Genomic DNA, 19960 nt, shown 5'->3' on the forward strand with positions numbered 1-19960 from the left:
ATAAAAATCATGAAATCTAGACTAACAATTGTTACAGGTGCAAGCGGCGCTCTGGGTAATAGTTTTGTTGAACACTTTATACAGCAAGAAAATACCACTTGCGTAGCCATTTCTAGATCCCCTATGGAAACGGATGCCCTGCATTGCCAATTCGATCTTCTCGATAGCCAAGCCGCAGAGCAAGCCATCACTAATCTCGACCTTTCGGAAGTTTCTGATGTGATCCTTATCCATGGCGTAGGCAAATTCAAATATGAAATCGAGACAGAAACTCCCGAGGCAGACTGCGATGACAAGGGAATTGATGATGAAGTATTCTCATCAAACTACCATACCTTTGTCAACGTAGCCCAGCCACTTGTCGAAAAACTTAACCAAGAGCATCAATGCAATCGCCAGACGACCCTTGCTCTTTGTGGTTTCGGTTCTGTTACGGATAAATATAAGATCCCTTTCTGGCGCTCTTATACTTACGCCAAAGATACCTTACGGAGCTATATCCAAGACCTAGCTCAGTCAGAAGACTGGCAAGGACTAATCAGGGGACGGTTTATCAATGTGAGTACTACAGACACAGGTAATGAAAACAAATTGCGACCCAATGCAACAGCTGAAGATAAAAAATATTGGCTCAAGCCAGAAAAAATCGTCCAGCAATCTCTAGAATCTCTGGAGTCCTTGCAGCCTCTGTGGCAGGAAATAGATGTCTATGAACCCATGCCAGGATTCGAGCCAGACGACTATTACAGCAATTACGATAAAATTCAAGAAAAATGGCAACGACAGATGGGAGTGCCATCTTCTTAAGAAGATTAATGTAACAGAGGCAATAGTAAGCTAAAAGTAGCAACTCCAAAAATGCTGGAGGCACTGCTATTACCTTTATCTATTCCCTTAACTGCATTTTTGCTAAACTCTTAACTGAGGAGTATTTCCTTATCCTTTTTTGGCAAGAAGATAGGAAATATTCCCATTGGGAGCTACGAAGTATAAATATTAGTCTAATTGCTGCATAGGAAATTAAATTGGTTAAGAGTTATGGCAATATTACCTCCCCCAATAGTGTTAGACTCTCTACTGCATCAATGGCTCAAAGAAGATATTGGTAGAGGCGATCGCACCACCCAAGCTTTGTTCACTCAAGAAGCTAGTTCTGGAAACGGACAATGGATCGCTAAGGAAGCAGGTGTAATCGCGGGATTGCCAATTGCAGCGCGGGTGTTCTATTTATTAAATGAACAGGTCAGCTTTATCCCCCTAGTAGCAGAGGGAGAAAGTTGTCAGCCAGGGCAGGCTATCGCTCGTTTTCACGGACCATTTGATGCTTTGTTGATGGGAGAGAGGGTAGCTTTAAATCTAACTATGAGTCTGAGTGGCATTGCTACCCTAACCCGTCAGTATGCCGAAAAAATTGCTGATTTGCCCGCCCAGTTGGTGGATACTCGCAAAACTACTCCAGGCTTAAGACTATTGGAAAAATATGCAACTCAAGTGGGAGGAGCTATTAACCATCGCATGGGCTTGGATGATGGGGTGATGATTAAGGATAATCATATTCAAGCGGCTGGGGGAATTGGGGAAGCGATCGCTCGAATTCGTAAGACTATTCCCTATCCTATGACCATAGAAGTAGAGACAACAACCCTCGCGGAAGTAGAAGAGGCGATCGCCCACCATGCTGATATTATCATGTTGGATAATATGCCAGTTGAGCAGATGGAGGTAGCAGTTAAGCTAATTCGCGTACGCAACAACAACATTAAAATTGAGGCATCGGGTAATGTGACCTTAAAGACGATTCGTGCAGTGGCCGAAACAGGAGTAGATTACATCTCCAGCAGTGCTCCCATTACTCGGTCTAGTTGGTTGGATTTGAGTATGAGATTGGGGAGTTGAGATCAACAGTAGTATCGCCGTTTATCTCAAAGAGTATAGCAAGTATACCCTGGGATAGATTTTGAAGGAAGTTCGAGCTTATTACTGTACTATTAACGAGGATGACTTGAGCGAGCAGCCATGACAGAGTTAATGAATGCTGTGATTCTTACCGGATTTGGAGGGCCAGAAAAACTGGTCTATACCCAAGTCCCTAAACCAGTACCGAAACAGGGAGAAGTGTTAATTAAAGTGGGAGCTTGTTCTGTTAATAATACAGATATAAATACTCGTACTGGCTGGTATGCTGCGGAGGATAATTTTCAAGATATTCTGCGAGACACCAAACACAATGACCCGAATCACTCCTCTTGCTGGGCGCAAAGTGGTATAGAATTCCCTCGGATTCAAGGTGCTGACATTGTTGGTAAAGTTGTGGAAATGGGTTCCGATGTAGAACCGCAACTCCTTCATCAACGGGTTATGGTTGACAGTTGGATTCGTGATGAAACGTTAGATGACTATCAATATGTTGGCAGTGAATTAGATGGGGGATTTGCCGAATATGCAGTGATTCCAGCCACCAATGTTTATCCGATTAAGTCTCCACTTTCCGATATTGAATTGGCTACATTTCCCTGTTCTTATTCCACAGCAGAAAATATGGTAACCAAGGGAAGAATTTCAGCAGCAGACACGGTATTGATTATGGGGGCTTCCGGTGGTGTAGGGAGTGCATTGATTCAATTAAGCAAAATTAGAGGAGCCAAAGTTATTGCCATTGTTGGCGCGAATAAAGAGCATTTTGCAGAGGAGTTAGGTGCTGATTATGTCTATCGACGAGATGAGCAATTAGCCTCTAATTTAGAGCAACATCTAATTACTGTTGCTCTAGATGTGGTGGGAGGAGATTATTTTAATTTGATGATTAAAGCGCTTCAACCCAGAGGAAGATATGTTTCTTGTGGTGCAATTGGAAATCCAATGGTTACTCTAGATTTGCGGGATTTGATTTACAAAGATTTAGAGATGATTGGAGCAACGCGGCTTGAACCTGATGTGTTCCAGCAATTGGTTGGATATCTTGAAGAAGGTCTTTTAAAACCTTTGATTGCTAAAGTTTTTAAACTTTCTGCAATTAAGGAGGCTCAGCAATTTTTTCAGACTAAAACATTTTTTGGAAAAGTGGTTATAACCCCTGAGTAAATAACTCATTCTATAGTTAACATAAAAAAGAGGTAAATTTAGAGCATTAAATGAATATCACTTTAAAACTTTTAGATTGTACTCGCTCCAAACACAACCTTACATTACTTTATCAATATGATGAAATAACTTTTACAACTACTCTCTGGTATTCAACAGTTGACTTTCATCAGCTTGAGTCTGACTATAGTCAGGAATACATGGAAAAAATTTATTTCCATATTTTGTTATTTCATGGTTTAAAAATATTAAGTTTAAAACCGACTCATCTGGATTTAGGAAAATATGGCAAATATTGGACAAATAATCTACAAAAACTATGGGAAGTAAGTGTTGAACAATGTTTAGGGCAGTGGCGGTATGAAACGGGTAATTTAGATTATCAAGGAGCCGAAATTATTCATCAAGATGTTACCACCATGAAAAGAGAAGCGGTAACTCTAGTTCCAGGAAGCACTCCCTTGCTTCTTTGTAATGGTGGTGGTAAAGATAGTCTACTAATGGCACGTTTGTTGGACGATAATAGTGTTCCTTTTGATAGTTTCAGTATTAACCTACACACCCATGCTAATCCTGAAGAGTTATTTGAACTGCACGAACAACATCTTTACAAACTCCAAAATCCGCCACCCAAAATTCATCGTCAGTATATTATCGAGTCATTCCTCAATTCTCCAGCAGCTAAACTTCATGGGGTAGAAGGTGTAGAGGTTTCTGAAATTAGAAACTATGAAGACTTACCCCTCGCTTATGGTATATTTGGTATTCTTCCCATAATCCTTCAGGAGAAATATACCCAACTTTGTTATGGAAATGAAAAAAGTGCTGACAGCGAACAGGTTAAGGTAGATAATCAAGTTATTAATCACGCCTGGTGTAAAAGCACTGAATGTGAAATTTTTTATGAAGAATATATTCAACAAGAGTTTATTAGTAATCTAACAATTTTTAGTTTACTAAAACCCATGTCAGATCCCTTAGTTTATCGGTTATTATCTCAAAAAGTTAGAGAAGAAGATCTCAAATTAGTTTATTCATGTAACACCAATCCTCCTTGGTGTAAATCCTGCCCTAAATGTGCCTATGTTTATTTATCTTATATGGCTTATGTTACTCCAGAGCAGGCAAATGAGGTTCAACACCTCTTAGGCAAGGAAAATCTTTTTGATCGCCCAGATTTACAGCTTTATTATCGTCAGTTGATGGGGCTAGAAGCTCATAATGCTTTTGAATGTGTGGGCGAAATCGAAGAAACGAAACTTGCTTTAGAAAAATGTGTTGAACGGGGATTTACTGGAGAGGCGATTAACTGCTATTCTAAAAAAGCCCGTCTAGATAGGAGCGAATATCAAAAGTTGTGGATACAATACCACCAACTGGATTTATCCTATCAGCGTCTGCCGCCAAAACTGATGGAAATCTTGCTAGAGGAATGTCAGAAATTGGAGAATAAATAAAATTTTATACTGGTTGTAAATATTACACACCATTGCAACAACAAATAATCAGGAGGTCTTGATGACAAGCAATGTAATCATAAAAGAGAACTTTTTAACAGTCGGAGGCAAACGCTTCCACTATATCTGGTTGCGGCAAAATTGCTTATGTCCCGATTGTCGGCATCCAACTTCTTTCCAGGGGTTATTCGATCTCAGCGATCACCCCTCACCCCCAGAACCTTTATCTGTAGAGGAAAAGGATGGAGCGATCGAGATTACTTGGAAAGAAGAACCTCCTCATCGGAGTATATTCCCTGTTTCCTGGTTGCTGAATCGTGCTTACGATCCCTCGCCTCAGCAGCCCGAAGAGCAGAAAATTCTATGGGATCGGGCTTGGTTAGATACTCACCCACCCAAAAAGTACGATATTCATTCCTGTAGTCAAGATATCTGGATGAGTCAGCTTTTCCCATTGGGTTTTACCGTACTCAAGAATATCGCTGCTGACGATTTAGATACTTTCATCTCATCCATTGGACCGATTCACCAAACAGAATACGGACGATTCACGGAATTAAAGGCAATTCCAAACAGCACAGATCTAGGTCAATCACCTACAGGTCATCGGTTGCGACTTCACACTGATCGATGCCACGTCCACGAGCCGCGTCTAGTACAGGTTTTATATTGTGTAGATAACAATGCTTCTGGCGGCGAATCGTTACTTGTTGATGGCTTTCGTATTGCTAAAGATTTTCACCAGAATCATCCAGACTACTTTCAGATTTTGGCAAAAACCCCCTTGCAGTTTCAGGATTTTGACCCAATGCGAGGATATTTTTTCTCCCGCAAAACCCCGATTATAGAACTAGACTGGGAGGGTAAAGTTGGTGGAATCTACTTTAGTCGCAAGACCTCTACTTGGAATCTACCTTTCGATGATCTAGAAGCTTTTTATGAAGCCTATTCAGCTTTTTGTAGTTACTTAAAAAATCCAATTTACGAATACCGCTTCCGCCTTGAACCTGGAGACTGTTTACTAGCGCAGAACTTTAGGATAATTCACGGACGAACAGCTTACGATCCGCTCTCGGGACAGAGACATCTTAGATGGGCTACTATTGCTTGGGATTACATCAGCGCCAGGCATAACTTTGAGATTGTTAAACACCTGTACCTCATGGAAAATTCATCAATTTAATGACCGGTGGTTGACTATAAATTTGGAGTAAATTACAATAATTTATTGTCCTACTTACAGTTACAGCAACAAACACTTTCATAAGTCTATAGAGGAAAGGAAAACATGATCAATAACAGCAACGTGGAAACAAACAAGGAAAAGATTTGCACCACCCGTCCCCTCTCAAAGGAGCAAATTGCACAATACCATGATGAAGGATTTCTCATTGTCCCTAATTTCTTTGACCCTGAAGAAGTTGCACCGATAAAGCAGGCTTTGCAACCCGATTCTGAGTTGAGTGGAATATGGACACAATATGTAGATAATCATGGTACAACATGGGTGGATAGCCATGGTCACTTGAATCAACAACTAGCTTGGATAGAGTTAGGAGACTCTCTACTCAGTGTTATTCCTCGTACAGTTCGGATGGTAAATGCAGTCGAGGTACTTTTAGGAGGATTAGAGTGTTATCATTGGCACTCAAAAATAACAGTGAAAAATCCACATACCCAAGCCTGGATTGAATGGCATCAGGGCTATGGAGGCTGGTATAACGATGGTTGTTTATACCCAGATTTTGTAACTTCCACGGTGGCTATTGACAAGAATACTAAAGAAAATGGATGTCTTCAGGTCATCAAAAAATCCCACTTAATGGGTCGCCTGGATCATAAAGTTTTTGATGGTGGAGGTGGGGCTCTACGTATAGATTCAGAATGGATGGACACAATTATAGACAGACTAGGTATTATCTACTGTGAGCTGGAACCTGGTGATGCACTATTTATACATGCGAATACGATACATTGCTCAGGATATAACCAAACCGATTTACCCCGAACAACTCTAACTTGTCACTACAATGCACGATCAAACGAGCCATTCTGTTTGGAGCGAGTTCCACACCGTCGTTATCGTTTCCTGGAGCGCCTACCAGATACAAGCATTATTGAAAAGAACTACAGTTCGGTCTTGAATAGTCAGGTTTTCATGAAAAAAACATTTGATAAAATTATCACTTATGGGATGGACCCTGAAAAATGAATAGCTCCGAAAAATATTTAGCAAGTCGCTACCTATTGATGATAGTTGCTTGGGAAGGACTTTCCTATTTTTCCAAGTTATAAAATACTCCCATTGGGAGCTAGGAAGTAGTGCGTAGGGTGCGTTAGGGGCGGACTTGCCCTTATTTTTCGCCTCGTAGTCAGCCTTGCGATAGTCCGCCCCGTAACGCACCACCAAAAGGCTCGCCCTCATTTTCTCGGTAGCCAGTGTTGGGACAGTCCATCTGAAAAGAGCAGAAACGGGCAAGATGCCCATTCCACCAAGATGCCCATTCCACCAAGATGCCCATTCCACCAAGATGCCCATTCCACCAAGATGCTCGTTCCACCAAGATGCCCGTTCCACCAAACCAAGATGCCTGTGCCACACAGGGGATCTGGGAACAGGGAACGGGAAATAACCAATTTAAATGCACATCAGCTTACCAATTTTCAAAAATATTGCTACAGATTAATAATCTCCCTATCTCCCTATCTCCCTATCCCCCCATCTCCCCATCTCCCCATCTCTCCATCATCATCGGTAGCAGGCATAAATGAAATTAGTATCAGGATTAAGGAATTGGCACAAATTCATACTCCAAGCTAGAACTATTACTTGGTTCAACTGTTACCAACTTCACCGGTTGATAGCGATCGCCTGATGGAAAAAAACGAATCGGAGCAGCAGCACCTCTAGCAAAAAAATTCGGTGCTGAAAGTTCCTGTTGAACTCCCGTGCGAGTAGGATTACGTCTAATCGCCGCACTTAGGGCTTGCACAGCATCATAAGCCATGGCTGTGCGCCAGTTAACATCAATACCCCAAAGCTGATCAGCGGTTTTGGGAAATTCCGAGCGAGGGTTGGCTAGGGGATGCCAGGGTAATGCTACTACCATCCCTTGAGCATCTTTACCTGCTACTGTCAATGTCTTGGTATTGTAAACTTGATTTCCCGCCAAAATCACTAATTGTTGACCCAAACTATTGCGGTGTTTGCTATTGAGCTGAACCACATTTAGTACCTGATCAAGGGTGCTAGAATCAGCACCTAACATCAGCGCTTGAGCACCACGATTAATCGCTTCTTTAAAGCTTTTAGCAGCACTAAAATTTTTATCAGACACGTCAAACTCACTAACTACTCGTCCTCCTTCCAAGAAGACAGCGGTTACAAACTCTGACTTAAGAGACTGACTAGACTCACTTTGAGAATTGTAGAAAACAGCAACATTATGCTGCTTGAGGTCTTGCACCATGTGTTTAGCTAATGCTCTACCTGCCAGGAAATCATTCGGGACAGTACGAAAAACAAAGTCGCTAATTCCTGATAACTTTACTGAGGTACTAATGGGAGAAATCGTGACCAATTTACCAGAGTCATAGATATCTGCTGTCGCTTGGGTCACCTTACTTGTGAAATTACCAACAACTGCCAAAATCTCTGGATTACTCACCAACTTTGATGCTAATTTTTTTGCCACCTTTGGATTATTATCATCATTAGCGATCAGTACTTTGACAGGAATACCTTTAATTCCACCAGCTTGATTGATTTCCTGTTGAGCTTGAGCCACACCCCGAAGTATATCTTTAGCAGTATTTAAGTCATCACTAATGGACACAACAGCAGCAATGGTGTAATAGGGTTTGTCCCCAATACGAGCGTTATTAAGGTAGATTAGAGCTTCTGGATCATCACGGTGGAGGTCTAAGGATTCAGTGAATTTAACAACTGCCTGGTCGTAGTTACCAGCAGTAACCGCTTCTACTCCTAGCTGTTTTTCCAGTGTTGTTGAATCAGAAAATAAAATATGGTCTCCCCCACTAAGGTAATTTGGTATGCTTGTTTTCTCTGAAGACGTATTGTTCGATACCAGCATAGATAAGGGAGATGTGGTCACTTTAAACCACCACAGACACCCAGATACCAAAGCTAAGGAGATCATCAATGATAGCCCAAGAAGCTTAGTTTCGTTGTTCTGATACATACGCTATTGCTAATTTTTATACAGGCCAACCCTGTTGATTACCCGGAATAATGCTTAATATTAATTTTTTTTGTAATCTTTCAAGGTAATTGATGAGTGGAATGGTTGATGCTTAACGGTTGACAGTTGAAGGTCAACGAAAAACCATCAACGGCGCTTGAAATAGTGACCCTGTAGAATACAACTGAATACAACTGAATACAACTAAATACAACTAAATACAACTAGTTAACAAAAGCCCTTGTTGGATACTCCTGGTTAGTAAATAACTTATGGAAATAACTTATGGAAATAACTTATGGAAATAACTTATGGTACAAGATTTCACCACTGATCAGGTGACAAAATGGCAAAAATATTGATCAGTCCTGAGTTCTTAGTGCTAATGCATGCTGATGGGTGAGTCCTTAGTTATTAGTCAACTCGACTGTTGCCATTGCTGAATAGGGTTTGGGTACTCAAATCGAGTTAGGTCAGTTACCGATTACCGATTACCGATTACTGATTACTGATTACTGATTACCTATTACCCTCAATCATTCCAGAATTGGGCAACGCTCTTATTTCTATGTTGCCCCGTTTCTACTTGCTAGGAATCGGCACAAAGTCATAACCAAAGCTGGAACGATTACCTGGTTCAATCTTGACCAGCTGGACAGCCTGGTTGCGATCGCCTGATGGTAAAAACCGAATTTTGCTGGATACTCCTTGGGGCTGAAAACCTGATCCGGATAGGGAGTTTTGCACACCGGAACGGCTTGGTTGCTGTTTGAGGGCTGCAATTAAAGCTTGAGTAGCATCGTAAGTTAAGGCCGTGCGCCAGTTCACATCTGAACCCCATAATTTAGTGGCGGCTTGGGGAAAGGGGGAATTTGGAGCGCCCAAAATATGCCAGGGGACTGCCAACACCATACCAGCCGCATCCCTACCACCGATTTGCAAGGTCTTGGGTTTGTAAACACTATCCCCTGCTAGCATCGGTAGACGTCCATCATTGACTTGCACGACTAGTAAGGCTTGGTTAAGGGTGGCGGAATTGGGGGCTAAGATCAACACTTCTGCACCTTTTTCGATCGCCTGTTTGACATCAACACCAGCATTAAAGTTAGGTTGAGCAAAGTCAAACTCTGCCACTACCTCACCACCATCAGCAAACAAAGCAGTGGTAAATGCATCGGCAAGAGATTGGCTGTAGTCGCTCTGGGAATTAAAAAAGACAGCTGCTTTGCGTAGATTTAATTGATTGAGCATGTAGCTAGACAGGGTGCTACCAAAAAAGCGATCGCTAGGGATAGTCCTAAAGACATAATTACCCAGTCTTGAAATAGTTACTGAGGTACTAGTCGGAGAAATCACCACCAACTGATTCTCTTGATAAACCTCTGCGGCTGCCAGGGTGACCTCACTGCTAAAATGACCAATAACCCCCAAAACATCTGGATTATCCACAAAAGCTTTAGCTATTTTTTTAGCAACCTTGGTATCATTGTCATCATTAGCAATCAGCACCTTCAATGGTATATTATTAACGCCACCCCTAGCATTGATTTCCTGTTGGGCTTGGGCAACACCCCGTAACATTTCTTTGGCTGCATTTACCTCGACACCAATAGGTATTGAGATCGCAATTGTATAAGACTCAGATGTACCGATCCGAGCGTTATTGAGGTAAATCAAAGCTTCTGGATCGTTTTTCTTACTTTTAAGCGATGCCTCCAGTAAGGAAGCCGCTTTACCATAATTCCCAGAAGCAAATGCTTTGACTGCTGCCTGTTTTGCTGGTGTTACCTCTGTTGATATTAAGCTTCTATCTCCGGCACTAAGGTGCTCTGCTATGATTATCTGAGGCTTAATGTTTGTAGTTTTTGGAGTTACCTTAGCCCTAGGTTCATCTTCCTCCGTTTCCTCCGGAAATGGCAGTGTGATTATCTGACTTTTCTGAAGCCACCATAACCCTCCCAACACCATAGCTACCGTAATCACCATGGATAGCAAAAGAACACTCGTTTCGTTTTTCATCGGACATAAGTTCCGTTGTCAGTTACCCTGCATCATTCCTTTAATCAGCAACGCCCCTGCTATAGTATTCGAGATAACAGTTGATAAACCAGCCGGAAAAGTGCCGTCAGAGCGATCGCTGCTGCTGCAGCTAGAACTGATATTATGATAACTAACTGGATTGACTGCTGGACTCGCAGCACCGGGAAAAGTATCAAAAGTCCCAAGCTTATGCCTCCAATAATCACTAAGTCAATTTTTTCAATAAACCTGCGATATTGAGCATAAATTAGCCCTCCCAAACTCATTCCCCATAAAAGCATACCCAGTGGGTTGGAGGAGACGATCTTAGCAAAAGCAGTTGCAGCAATGAATAATAAAGCTCCCTCAAATCCAGTAAACGCAGCCGCCCCTAGTACCTCAAGTAGAGAAAAGTTTGGTCTGAGGGGTTTGGATAGGGGTGAGTGGGTTTGTGGTCGCCTGGTGTGGGGCTGGGAGGGTGGGGATACTGGTAGAACTGAGCCATAATGGCGTTGAGGGGTTGTCTGAGCAATGTTTAAACAATTTATGGCATCAAGAACCTCCTGAGCAGACTGAAAGCGTTGATGGGGCATTGGCATAAGTAGTCGATTGAAAATACTCTCAAGTGCATTGCTGATTTGGATATAACTTCTCCAGTTCCATTCATGGGTAACAGGTTCGTAGAGTTCATTGGGTTCTCTGCCAGTCATCAAAACCATCACAGTCACTGCCAGAGCATACAAATCCGTTGAAGGGTAAATTTGAGAACCGGTCATTTGCTCCGGTGGTGCAAATCCGATGGAATAAATACCAGTAGACCTCGCCGCTGTTGATCCTGGGTTGACCTGTTGCTTAACTGCACCAAAGTCTAATAGATAGAGAAGCCCATTGCGATCGCGCATAATATTGGAAGGCTTGATATCGCGATGAATGGAGCCATTGTCATGGACAAATTGGAGGACTTTGAGAATTTCTGTTAACACTTCTATGGCTTTGGCTTCAGAAAATGCTCCTAAGGTGTTGAGTTCTTCCTCCAAGTTTTGTCCATCAATATATTCTTGTACCAGATAGAAAAACTGGTCTTCTTTACCCGGTTTCAGACTCGGCACAGTCAACGGAAAGTAGGCATACAAATCGGGGATTTGGGGGTGACGCCTGCCCAATTTCTCTAAAACCGTTGCTTCCCGCTCAAACAATCTGTGGGCAGTTTGTAGTTCCCTCTGGCTAATTCTCCCAGACGGTTGGAACTGCTTAACTACACATTGACGCAAGGTAGGGGTATAGCGATCGCGTGCTAGAAATGCGGCTCCAAATCCTCCTTTCCGCAGCAGCTGGGAGGGAATGTAGCGACTTGCTACAATCAGGGGCATACCACAGCTATTACAATACCTTTGCTCTGTGGTGGTTAGAGTGGTTCTGTTATCTAGATCATCAAAGTAATTATGGGGATTTGGGCAGCCAGGACGGGTGCAGAAAATTTCCATGTTTTAGAGGATCACTATGAAAGACAAGGCGCTACCAGGCATCTACTTGATACTCTACTAGAGTCTATTTATATTCCTCAATCGAGGGCTAGGCATTTGTACATTAGTTCTATAGTTTTAATCTATATCTATATCCAAATGCTAATGTTCATTCCTTGCTACCGCTTCGCGCTTCGCTCAGGTATCAGAGGTTAGAACTCAGCTGACAAGCTCTAGCAAGTCGCTCGTTGTTGTGTTTATTTTAGTCGTTAGCTAATATTAAACTCACGCCATTTTGAAGAAGCCCCTGGAATTTTTTGCATTACTGATCAGATCTTCTCCTGGGCAGCGGGATAAATTCCGTCACTTGTTTTCTACCTTCTCTTGATGCAGTCGCTCATGGGGGAAACCCCCAAGACCGCGCTGCATCGCTTTCAACCCCCGGCTTCAGCGTGGGGGCTATCCACTTCTAGATTGTTGGGATTAGTTACCATCCCTGATAGTGGCAAGGATTGCCCGTGCCATGCTACTGAGCCAAACAAGGGCAAAATCTGCCTACAGAAGGCTTCTGTTGCTTTGGAAAGGTAACGATTGGGGTTAATCACCAAAGACAATACCCGTTTAACCACTACTCCCTCTATTTTTGCCCTGTGTAGCACGCCCATTTGTAATTCTTTTTCAATAGCTGTAATCGATACAAAGGCAGCTCCTAGTCCTGACTGTACTGCGTTCTTAATCGCTTCAATGGAGTTAAGTTCCATCTCCACCTTAAACCGTTTAGCATCAATGCCACTGCGACCTAATACCTGGTCAATTACCTTACGGATGGTGGATTGGGAGTCCAAGGCAATAAACTGTAACTTATACAGGTCCTCTTTTTCGATCTTCTCCAAAGAAGCCATGGGATGAAATGCAGGCAAGATTAGCACTAGCTCATCTTCAGCATAAGGACTAATGGTCAAGGTTTCCTGAAGTTCTAGGGGAACTTCACCACCAATAATGGCCAAATCCACCAGTCCATTGGCTACACCCCAGGAAGTGCGGCGAGTGGAGTGAACCTGTAATTGTACTGTCACTTCAGGATAGTGTTGTCGGAACATACCAAGCATCCGAGGTAGTAGATAGGTTCCGGTAGTTTGAGATGCACCAATAATTAAGGTCCCACCTTGGAGACTTTGTAAGTCGTCAATGGCTCGGCAGGTTTCCTGGCATAGAGCCAGAATTTTTTCCCCATAGTCCAACAGCAGGTGTCCAGCTTCGGTCAGTTGGGCACGGCGTCCACCCCTGTCAAATAACGGCACCTCTAACTGTCGCTCTAAATTTTGTACTTGCAGGCTGATAGCAGGTTGGCTTACGTATAGACTATCAGCAGCACGCTTGAAACTCCCCTCAGTAGCGATCGCTTTGAGTATACGGAGTTGATCGAGAGAAAAAGGTAGGTCAGACATAGGGCTAAACCATTAACAGAAAGGAGCGAGCTGAAATCGACACTAACATAACCAGGACTCAAATTCTTGCTCTTTTTTGCTATAATAGAGCGTTATTTCTCATCTATCACCCTTGCCTATGGTATTTCCAAATTGGCTGAGTGTCAGCCACTTTGTCATGTTTGGGTTGCTATTGACTTTTGCGATCGCTCATAGTGGTTTAGCCGCCCTGCGTTCTAAGGGTGAACAAATAATTGGTCCAAGGCTTTATCGTATTGTCTTTGCTTTAGTGAGTCTTCCGCTAGCAGTTGTATTAATTATTTACTTTTTGAACCATCGGTATGATGGTCTACAGTTGTGGCTCCTTCAGGACCTGCCAGGGATGAAGTCATTAGTATGGGGGCTTTCAGGGATTTCGTTCTTGTTTCTTTATCCAGCTACGTTTAATTTATTGGAAATTGCTGCGATTCAAAAGCCCCAAGTCCATCTATATGAGTCTGGCATTATGCGGGTTACCAGGCATCCCCAAATGGTAGGACAAGTAATATGGTGTATTGCCCATACCCTCTGGATTGGTAGCACCTTTACCCTATTGACCTCCGTGGGATTAATTCTCCACCATCTTTTCGCTGTCTGGCATGGAGACCGCCGGTTGTTGGCACGGCATGGAGAAGCCTTTTGTACAGTCAAAGCTCGCACATCGGTAATCCCTTTTTTGGCAATTATCCAGGGACGTCAATTCCTGAAATGGCAAGAGTTTGTTCGTCCGGCATACCTAGGAGTCATCGGTTTTACTGGGCTGTTGTGGTGGGTACATCCCCTCATGATTACAGCTGTAGCCCAAGTAAATTGGTAATTAGGGCATTTCTGTTGTTCAGATGATCCCGATTCGATGTAGCATGATCCCAAACAAATGTAAAAACCCTTATATTTTCAAAAACCATGGTATTGTCTGTTGATGAACGGACGTTTTCAAAAACAGTTTTAGACTCTTCCACCCCAGTTATCGTTGATTTCTGGGCCCCTTGGTGTGGAGTGTGCCGGTTTGTTCACCCCATACTTGAGGAATTCCAAACTCAAGGAAGCAATTATGTCAAGGTTGTCAGAGTAAACGCCGATAACAATCTCAAGCTTGCCAATACCTATCGACTCAAGACCCTACCGACATTGCTATTCTTTGAGCAAGGTCAGTTGGTCTCACGAATAGAAGGTTTCCAAGGTCGGGATGAGCTGCTCAGGGAAATTGCCAGGCTGCTCAAATCACACTGCCAATACCCAGATTTCACCAAGGACTTGGATAAAAGGCAGCGCCAAGGTTTGAAAGCTTTTTCGGTCAATATCTCCTCAAGAGAAATTATAGGTATTAGGTATTAGGTATTAGGTATTAGGTATTAGGTATTAGGTATTAGGTATTAGCTATTAGGTATTAGGTATTAGGTATTAGGTATTAGCTACAAGAGGGTAATGGTACAGAAGGAAAGCTTTTGAGAGCCTCCGTGCTTGACCAGGCGCTAGCCAACTAGGTCAGAACACCCTTAGCCATTCAACCTAAAAGCCTAGAACCTTAACTTAAACTAATTAGCGCGCCTTAACCTAATTAGCCATTGAATTGGTCATCGGTAACCAGGTTGTGGGTTTACCCTTTCCCATGACCAATTACCGATTGCCAATTACTAATTGGTTTCTGACTCTTGTGCCTGATCTGTGCCTGTGAATTTATAAATTATCGATTATAGCACTTCCATTCCTAGTAATTGGCAATGGCTCCGTAACGAAAAGATAAATTTTTGTTAACTAAACTTTTTTTATTATTTTCATCAATTAGTCCGATTATCTCATGATGATTACCCATTTTGATGAGATATTTTGTGATGAAGATTACGAAAAAGGTTAAGATTTGTATCAGATATGAGACCTTAGTAGCCTATTCACGGGATGGCGGCTGTTGGTAGTAGTCGCCGCAAGCCAATGCCGACCGTAAGTCCATGGCCTAGGCTGCTATAGTGCAGTTGAGATTAAAGCGTCTGGCCTTCTACAGACAAACAAAAAGAAAAACTTTAGACATGAGCGGTTAACAGTTTGCCAAAATAGTAACGAAATCTGAAGTAGGCTGTCTTAAATGGAACCGCTTTATCAATATGCCTGGCTAATCCCAGTGTTTCCCTTGGCAGGGGCAATGCTGGTTGGTCTGGGGCTAATTTCCTTCAATAGAGCAACGAACCGTCTGCGGCAGCTGTTAGCTGTATTTATTGTCTCCTGGTTGGGGGCGTCCATGGTGTTCTCCTTTGCTATACTCTGGAGTCAATTTCATGGTCATGAACCCTATCAACGCACCCTGGAGTGGGCTGCTGCTGGCAATTTTCACCTAATGATGGGCTATACCATCGATCACTTAACGGCACTGATGCTGGTAGTTGTGACCACCGTAGCTTTTCTGGTGATGATTTATACCGATGGCTACATGGCTCATGACCCCGGTTATGTGCGCTTTTATGCTTATTTAAGCTTGTTTAGTTCCTCTATGCTAGGGTTGGTCGTTTCTGCCAACCTGTTGCAAGTTTATATTTTCTGGGAACTGGTGGGAATGTGTTCCTACCTGTTAATTGGATTCTGGTATGACCGTAAGGCAGCAGCAGATGCTTGTCAAAAAGCTTTCGTGACTAACCGTGTCGGAGACTTTGGTCTGCTGTTAGGCATGTTGGGACTCTACTGGGCAACTGGCACCTTCGACTTTGATGTCATGGGAGCCAATCTGGAAGCCTTTGTGGAATCAGGTTACCTGGGTGCAGGCATGGCAGCTGTGTTCGCTGTCTTAGTGTTTCTAGGTCCGGTGGCTAAATCCGCCCAATTTCCCCTCCACGTTTGGCTTCCCGATGCCATGGAAGGCCCAACCCCGATCTCTGCCCTAATTCACGCCGCAACCATGGTAGCTGCTGGGGTGTTTTTGATTGCCAGGATGTACCCCGTGTTTGAAGGGATTCCAGTCGCCATGACTGTGATTGCCTGGACGGGAGCATTTACCGCTTTCTTAGGGGCAACCATTGCTATTACTCAAAATGATATTAAGAAAGGGTTAGCCTATTCAACTATGTCTCAATTGGGTTATATGGTAATGGCAATGGGCATTGGAGCCTATGGTGCTGGCTTATTTCACCTGATGACCCACGCTTATTTCAAAGCCATGCTGTTCCTCTGCTCTGGGTCAGTAATTCACGGTATGGAAGCTGTGGTTGGCCATGACCCGATTTTAGCTCAGGATATGCGGTTAATGGGAGGCTTGCGTAAGTTTATGCCCATTACCTCCCTGACATTCCTAATTGGAACCTTGGCAATTTGTGGAATTCCCCCCTTCGCAGGGTTCTGGTCAAAAGATGAAATCTTAGGCAGTACTTTTGAAGTAAGTCCAATACTTTGGGGAATTGGCTGGCTGACTGCTGGAATGACTGCTTTCTATATGTTCCGGATGTATTTCTCTACCTTTGAAGGGGAATTTCGGGGCAATGAAATGGAAATCCGTCATCAACTCAAGGAAGCTGCTGGTGTAGCTGTACCTGCTTTTGGTCCTGGTGCTATGGATGTACGGGAACTTGAAGCTCAGGCTGACCATGATCACCACGACCACCACCACAGTGAGTTTCCCCATGAGTCACCCTTAACGATGACTCTACCGTTGTTAGTCTTAGCCGTGCCATCGGTACTGATTGGTTTGGTGGGAACTCCCTTTAACAACTACTTTGAGGAATTTATCCACCCAGCCAGTGAAACCATAGCCGAAGTCGTGGCAGAAGCAGAAGCCTTTGACTGGTCAGAATTTCTGATTATGGGCGGCAGTTCCGTGGGAATTGGTCTGATTGGGATTTCCGTTGCGGTACTGATGTACTTACAGGGCAAGATTGACCCCAATGCGATCGCTAAAAAAATCCAGCCCCTATATCAGCTGTCTCTCAATAAGTGGTACTTCGATGAAATTTATGACCGGCTGTTTGTTCAGGGAAGCCGTCGATTAGCACGGCAAGTTATGGAGGTAGACTACCGTATCGTTGATGGTGCTGTAAACCTGACTGGCTTTTTCACCCTGCTCAGTGGTGAAGCACTGAAATACGTAGAAAACGGTCGTGCCCAATTCTATGCTCTAATTGTCTTCCTCGCAGTACTGGGTTTAGTAATTGTCTCAGGTGTGACCTGACCTGCTTTGTTAATTGTTAGTTGTTGATCAAAAATTAACAATTAACAATTAACAATTAACAATTTGCAATTTTCTTTTGACCAATGGTGACTGACTAGTTGACTATGACAGATTTCCCCTGGCTAACAATAATTATTCTGTTTCCGATTGCGGCATCGCTTCTGATCCCGTTTCTGCCAGAAAAAAATGGGACTTGGGAGCGTTGGTACGCTTTAATTATTGGGTTAATTGATTTTGCCCTAATTGTCTATGCTTTTGTGACCCAATACGACCTGAGCAACCCAGAACTGCAACTGGTCGAAAAATACAGCTGGGTGCCTCAAATGGACTTGAATTGGTCAGTAGGTGTAGATGGCTTATCCATGCCTCTAGTGTTACTGACTGGCTTTATTACTACCCTAGCGATGCTGGCAGCTTGGCCGGTAACCTTCAAGCCTAAGCTGTTTTACTTCCTGATGTTGGCAATGTACGGTGGTCAGATTGCTGTATTTGCTGTTCAGGATATGCTGTTGTTCTTCTTGGTATGGGAACTGGAGTTAATTCCGGTTTACATGCTACTGTCAATCTGGGGGGGCAAAAAGCGTCTCTATGCAGCTACCAAGTTTATCCTCTACACCGCAGGGGGTTCCCTGTTTATCTTGCTAGCTGCCTTAGGCATGGCATTCTATGGAGATACCGTAACCTTTGATATGCGATCGCTAGCCCTCAAAGATTACGCCCTCAATTTCCAGCTATTGCTTTACGGAGGCTTCCTGATTGCTTACGGGGTCAAGCTACCCATCTTCCCTCTACATACCTGGTTACCAGATGCCCACGGGGAAGCCACAGCCCCGGTACACATGCTCCTGGCTGGAATTCTGCTGAAAATGGGGGGATATGCCCTCATCCGCATGAATGCTGGCATGCTACCCGATGCCCATGCCGTGTTTGCTCCGGTATTGGTGATTTTAGGGATTGTCAATATTGTCTACGCTGCCCTTACCTCCTTTGCCCAGCGTAATCTCAAGCGTAAGATTGCTTACTCATCCATTTCCCATATGGGATTTGTCTTAATTGGTATTGCTTCCTTTACCGACTTAGGCATGAGTGGGGCAGTGATGCAAATGATTTCCCACGGTTTAATCGGTGCCAGCCTATTCTTCTTAGTAGGAGCTACCTATGACCGTACCCATACCTTGATGCTCGATGAGATGGGGGGTGTTGGTAAGAGAATGGGCAAAATGTTCGCCATGTGGACAACCTGTTCCATGGCATCCTTAGCATTACCCGGAATGAGTGGGTTTGTGGCAGAAGTGATGGTGTTTGTTGGCTTTGCTACCAGTGATGCTTACGGTTCCTTCTTCAAGGTATTAGTGATCGTCCTGGCAGCTGTCGGGGTTATCTTAACACCAATTTACCTGCTCTCGATGCTGCGCGAGATTTTATACGGTCCGGAAAACAAGGAATTAGTCGCCCACGAAGCCTTGATTGATGCGGAACCTCGGGAAGTGTTTATTATTGCCTGTCTATTAGTACCAATTATCGGGATTGGTTTGTATCCGAAAATTGTGACTCAGATCTATGACGCTACCACAGTCCAGCTAACCGCACGACTCCGCAACTCTGTACCAACCTTGGTCAACGAACCACCAGTAGCACTAGAAAATGCTCCAATAGTTTCTTTCGCTCCACCCATTAGTCCTCGTTAAGGATTGATATTTTACTGTTGACTAGCTAGTAGCAAAAACTAGTAGGGTGGGCAAAAACAGTTCTATTTTTTTGAGCTTGTAGGGTGGGCAAAAACAATTCTATTTTGTTGATTCTTTTAGACTCGATTACTTTGCCCACCCTACTAGTGCTTAACAAATTAGTAGGGTTTATTAATGTAGTAATGTAGGGGGAGTATGAACCAACCCCTACATTTTTTTGTTGAAAAATACACTAACTATAGTTAATGTTCTCTTCCCTTAGAGAAGCTCTTGCCAGCGATCGCTTAACCAAAACTTTAGAATAGAATAAACGTAAGCATTCAGCCGTCAGCCGTCAGCCGTCAGCTTTAGACTCACGCTGCTTGAGGTGCTTATTTTGTTCAAAAGCTAGCTGTTTGGTGTAGCGTGCGCTATGGGTATAAATTGTTTACGTAGCG

The 19960-nt window shown here is 43.3% G+C and carries 14 protein-coding genes and 1 pseudogene; 10 read left to right on the forward strand and 5 right to left on the reverse strand.

What is annotated here, in order from left to right:
* Window positions 1–9: 9 nt before the first annotated feature.
* The 6 genes from F6K64_RS23625 (at window position 10) to F6K64_RS23650 (ending at window position 6750) form a co-directional block, all read left to right on the forward strand.
* Window positions 10–807, forward strand: coding sequence for an SDR family NAD(P)-dependent oxidoreductase (locus F6K64_RS23625; protein ID WP_287266427.1), 798 nt, complete (start codon window positions 10–12; stop codon window positions 805–807).
* A 231-nt stretch (window positions 808–1038) separates the two neighbouring features.
* Window positions 1039–1896 (forward strand): carboxylating nicotinate-nucleotide diphosphorylase, encoded by an 858-nt coding sequence (nadC, locus tag F6K64_RS23630; protein ID WP_287266430.1) that lies wholly within the window; start codon window positions 1039–1041, stop codon window positions 1894–1896.
* Between the two features lie 120 nt (window positions 1897–2016).
* Complete coding sequence (locus F6K64_RS23635; protein ID WP_287266433.1) at window positions 2017–3081, forward strand: alcohol dehydrogenase family protein; 1065 nt, start codon at window positions 2017–2019, stop codon at window positions 3079–3081.
* A 50-nt stretch (window positions 3082–3131) separates the two neighbouring features.
* Window positions 3132–4538, forward strand: coding sequence for a MurL C-terminal domain-containing protein (locus F6K64_RS23640; protein WP_287266436.1), 1407 nt, complete (start codon window positions 3132–3134; stop codon window positions 4536–4538).
* Between the two features lie 61 nt (window positions 4539–4599).
* Window positions 4600–5721: a TauD/TfdA family dioxygenase gene (locus tag F6K64_RS23645; protein ID WP_287266439.1), complete on the forward strand. Its 1122-nt coding sequence runs from the start codon at window positions 4600–4602 to the stop codon at window positions 5719–5721.
* 105 nt (window positions 5722–5826) lie between these two features.
* A complete protein-coding gene (locus F6K64_RS23650) occupies window positions 5827–6750 on the forward strand; it encodes a phytanoyl-CoA dioxygenase family protein (protein WP_071106660.1) in 924 nt (307 codons plus the stop codon).
* 160 nt (window positions 6751–6910) lie between these two features.
* Here the strand turns inward: F6K64_RS23650 and F6K64_RS23655 are convergent, their stop codons facing one another.
* From F6K64_RS23655 to F6K64_RS23675, 5 genes and pseudogenes are all read right to left on the reverse strand, one after another.
* A complete protein-coding gene (locus tag F6K64_RS23655; protein ID WP_287266443.1) occupies window positions 6911–7186 on the reverse strand; it encodes a hypothetical protein in 276 nt (91 codons plus the stop codon).
* Between the two features lie 138 nt (window positions 7187–7324).
* Complete coding sequence (locus tag F6K64_RS23660; RefSeq protein WP_287266444.1) at window positions 7325–8740, reverse strand: ABC transporter substrate-binding protein; 1416 nt, start codon at window positions 8738–8740, stop codon at window positions 7325–7327.
* A 582-nt stretch (window positions 8741–9322) separates the two neighbouring features.
* Complete coding sequence (locus tag F6K64_RS23665) at window positions 9323–10759, reverse strand: ABC transporter substrate-binding protein (protein WP_287266446.1); 1437 nt, start codon at window positions 10757–10759, stop codon at window positions 9323–9325.
* Between the two features lie 59 nt (window positions 10760–10818).
* Window positions 10819–12243 carry a serine/threonine-protein kinase gene (locus F6K64_RS23670; protein WP_008190803.1) on the reverse strand — a complete coding sequence of 475 codons (1425 nt, stop codon included), beginning with the start codon at window positions 12241–12243 and terminating at the stop codon, window positions 10819–10821.
* Between the two features lie 514 nt (window positions 12244–12757).
* A pseudogene (locus F6K64_RS23675) lies at window positions 12758–13670 on the reverse strand (LysR family transcriptional regulator); the annotation flags it as partial.
* Between the two features lie 118 nt (window positions 13671–13788).
* Here F6K64_RS23675 and F6K64_RS23680 point away from each other — a divergent pair.
* From F6K64_RS23680 to F6K64_RS23695, 4 genes are all read left to right on the forward strand, one after another.
* Window positions 13789–14505 carry an NnrU family protein gene (locus F6K64_RS23680; RefSeq protein WP_008190806.1) on the forward strand — a complete coding sequence of 239 codons (717 nt, stop codon included), beginning with the start codon at window positions 13789–13791 and terminating at the stop codon, window positions 14503–14505.
* Between the two features lie 86 nt (window positions 14506–14591).
* On the forward strand, window positions 14592–15023 hold the full coding sequence (gene trxA / locus F6K64_RS23685; protein WP_008190808.1) for a thioredoxin: 432 nt from the start codon (window positions 14592–14594) through the stop codon (window positions 15021–15023).
* Between the two features lie 745 nt (window positions 15024–15768).
* A complete protein-coding gene (locus F6K64_RS23690; protein WP_008190813.1) occupies window positions 15769–17835 on the forward strand; it encodes an NAD(P)H-quinone oxidoreductase subunit 5 in 2067 nt (688 codons plus the stop codon).
* Window positions 17836–17939: 104 nt separating this feature from the next.
* A complete protein-coding gene (locus F6K64_RS23695; RefSeq protein ID WP_008190814.1) occupies window positions 17940–19523 on the forward strand; it encodes an NAD(P)H-quinone oxidoreductase subunit 4 in 1584 nt (527 codons plus the stop codon).
* The last annotated feature ends 437 nt before the right edge of the window (window positions 19524–19960 follow it).

It is taken from the genome of Moorena sp. SIO3A2, assembly GCF_010672265.1.
Classification (GTDB): Bacteria; Cyanobacteriota; Cyanobacteriia; order Cyanobacteriales; family Coleofasciculaceae; genus Moorena; species Moorena producens.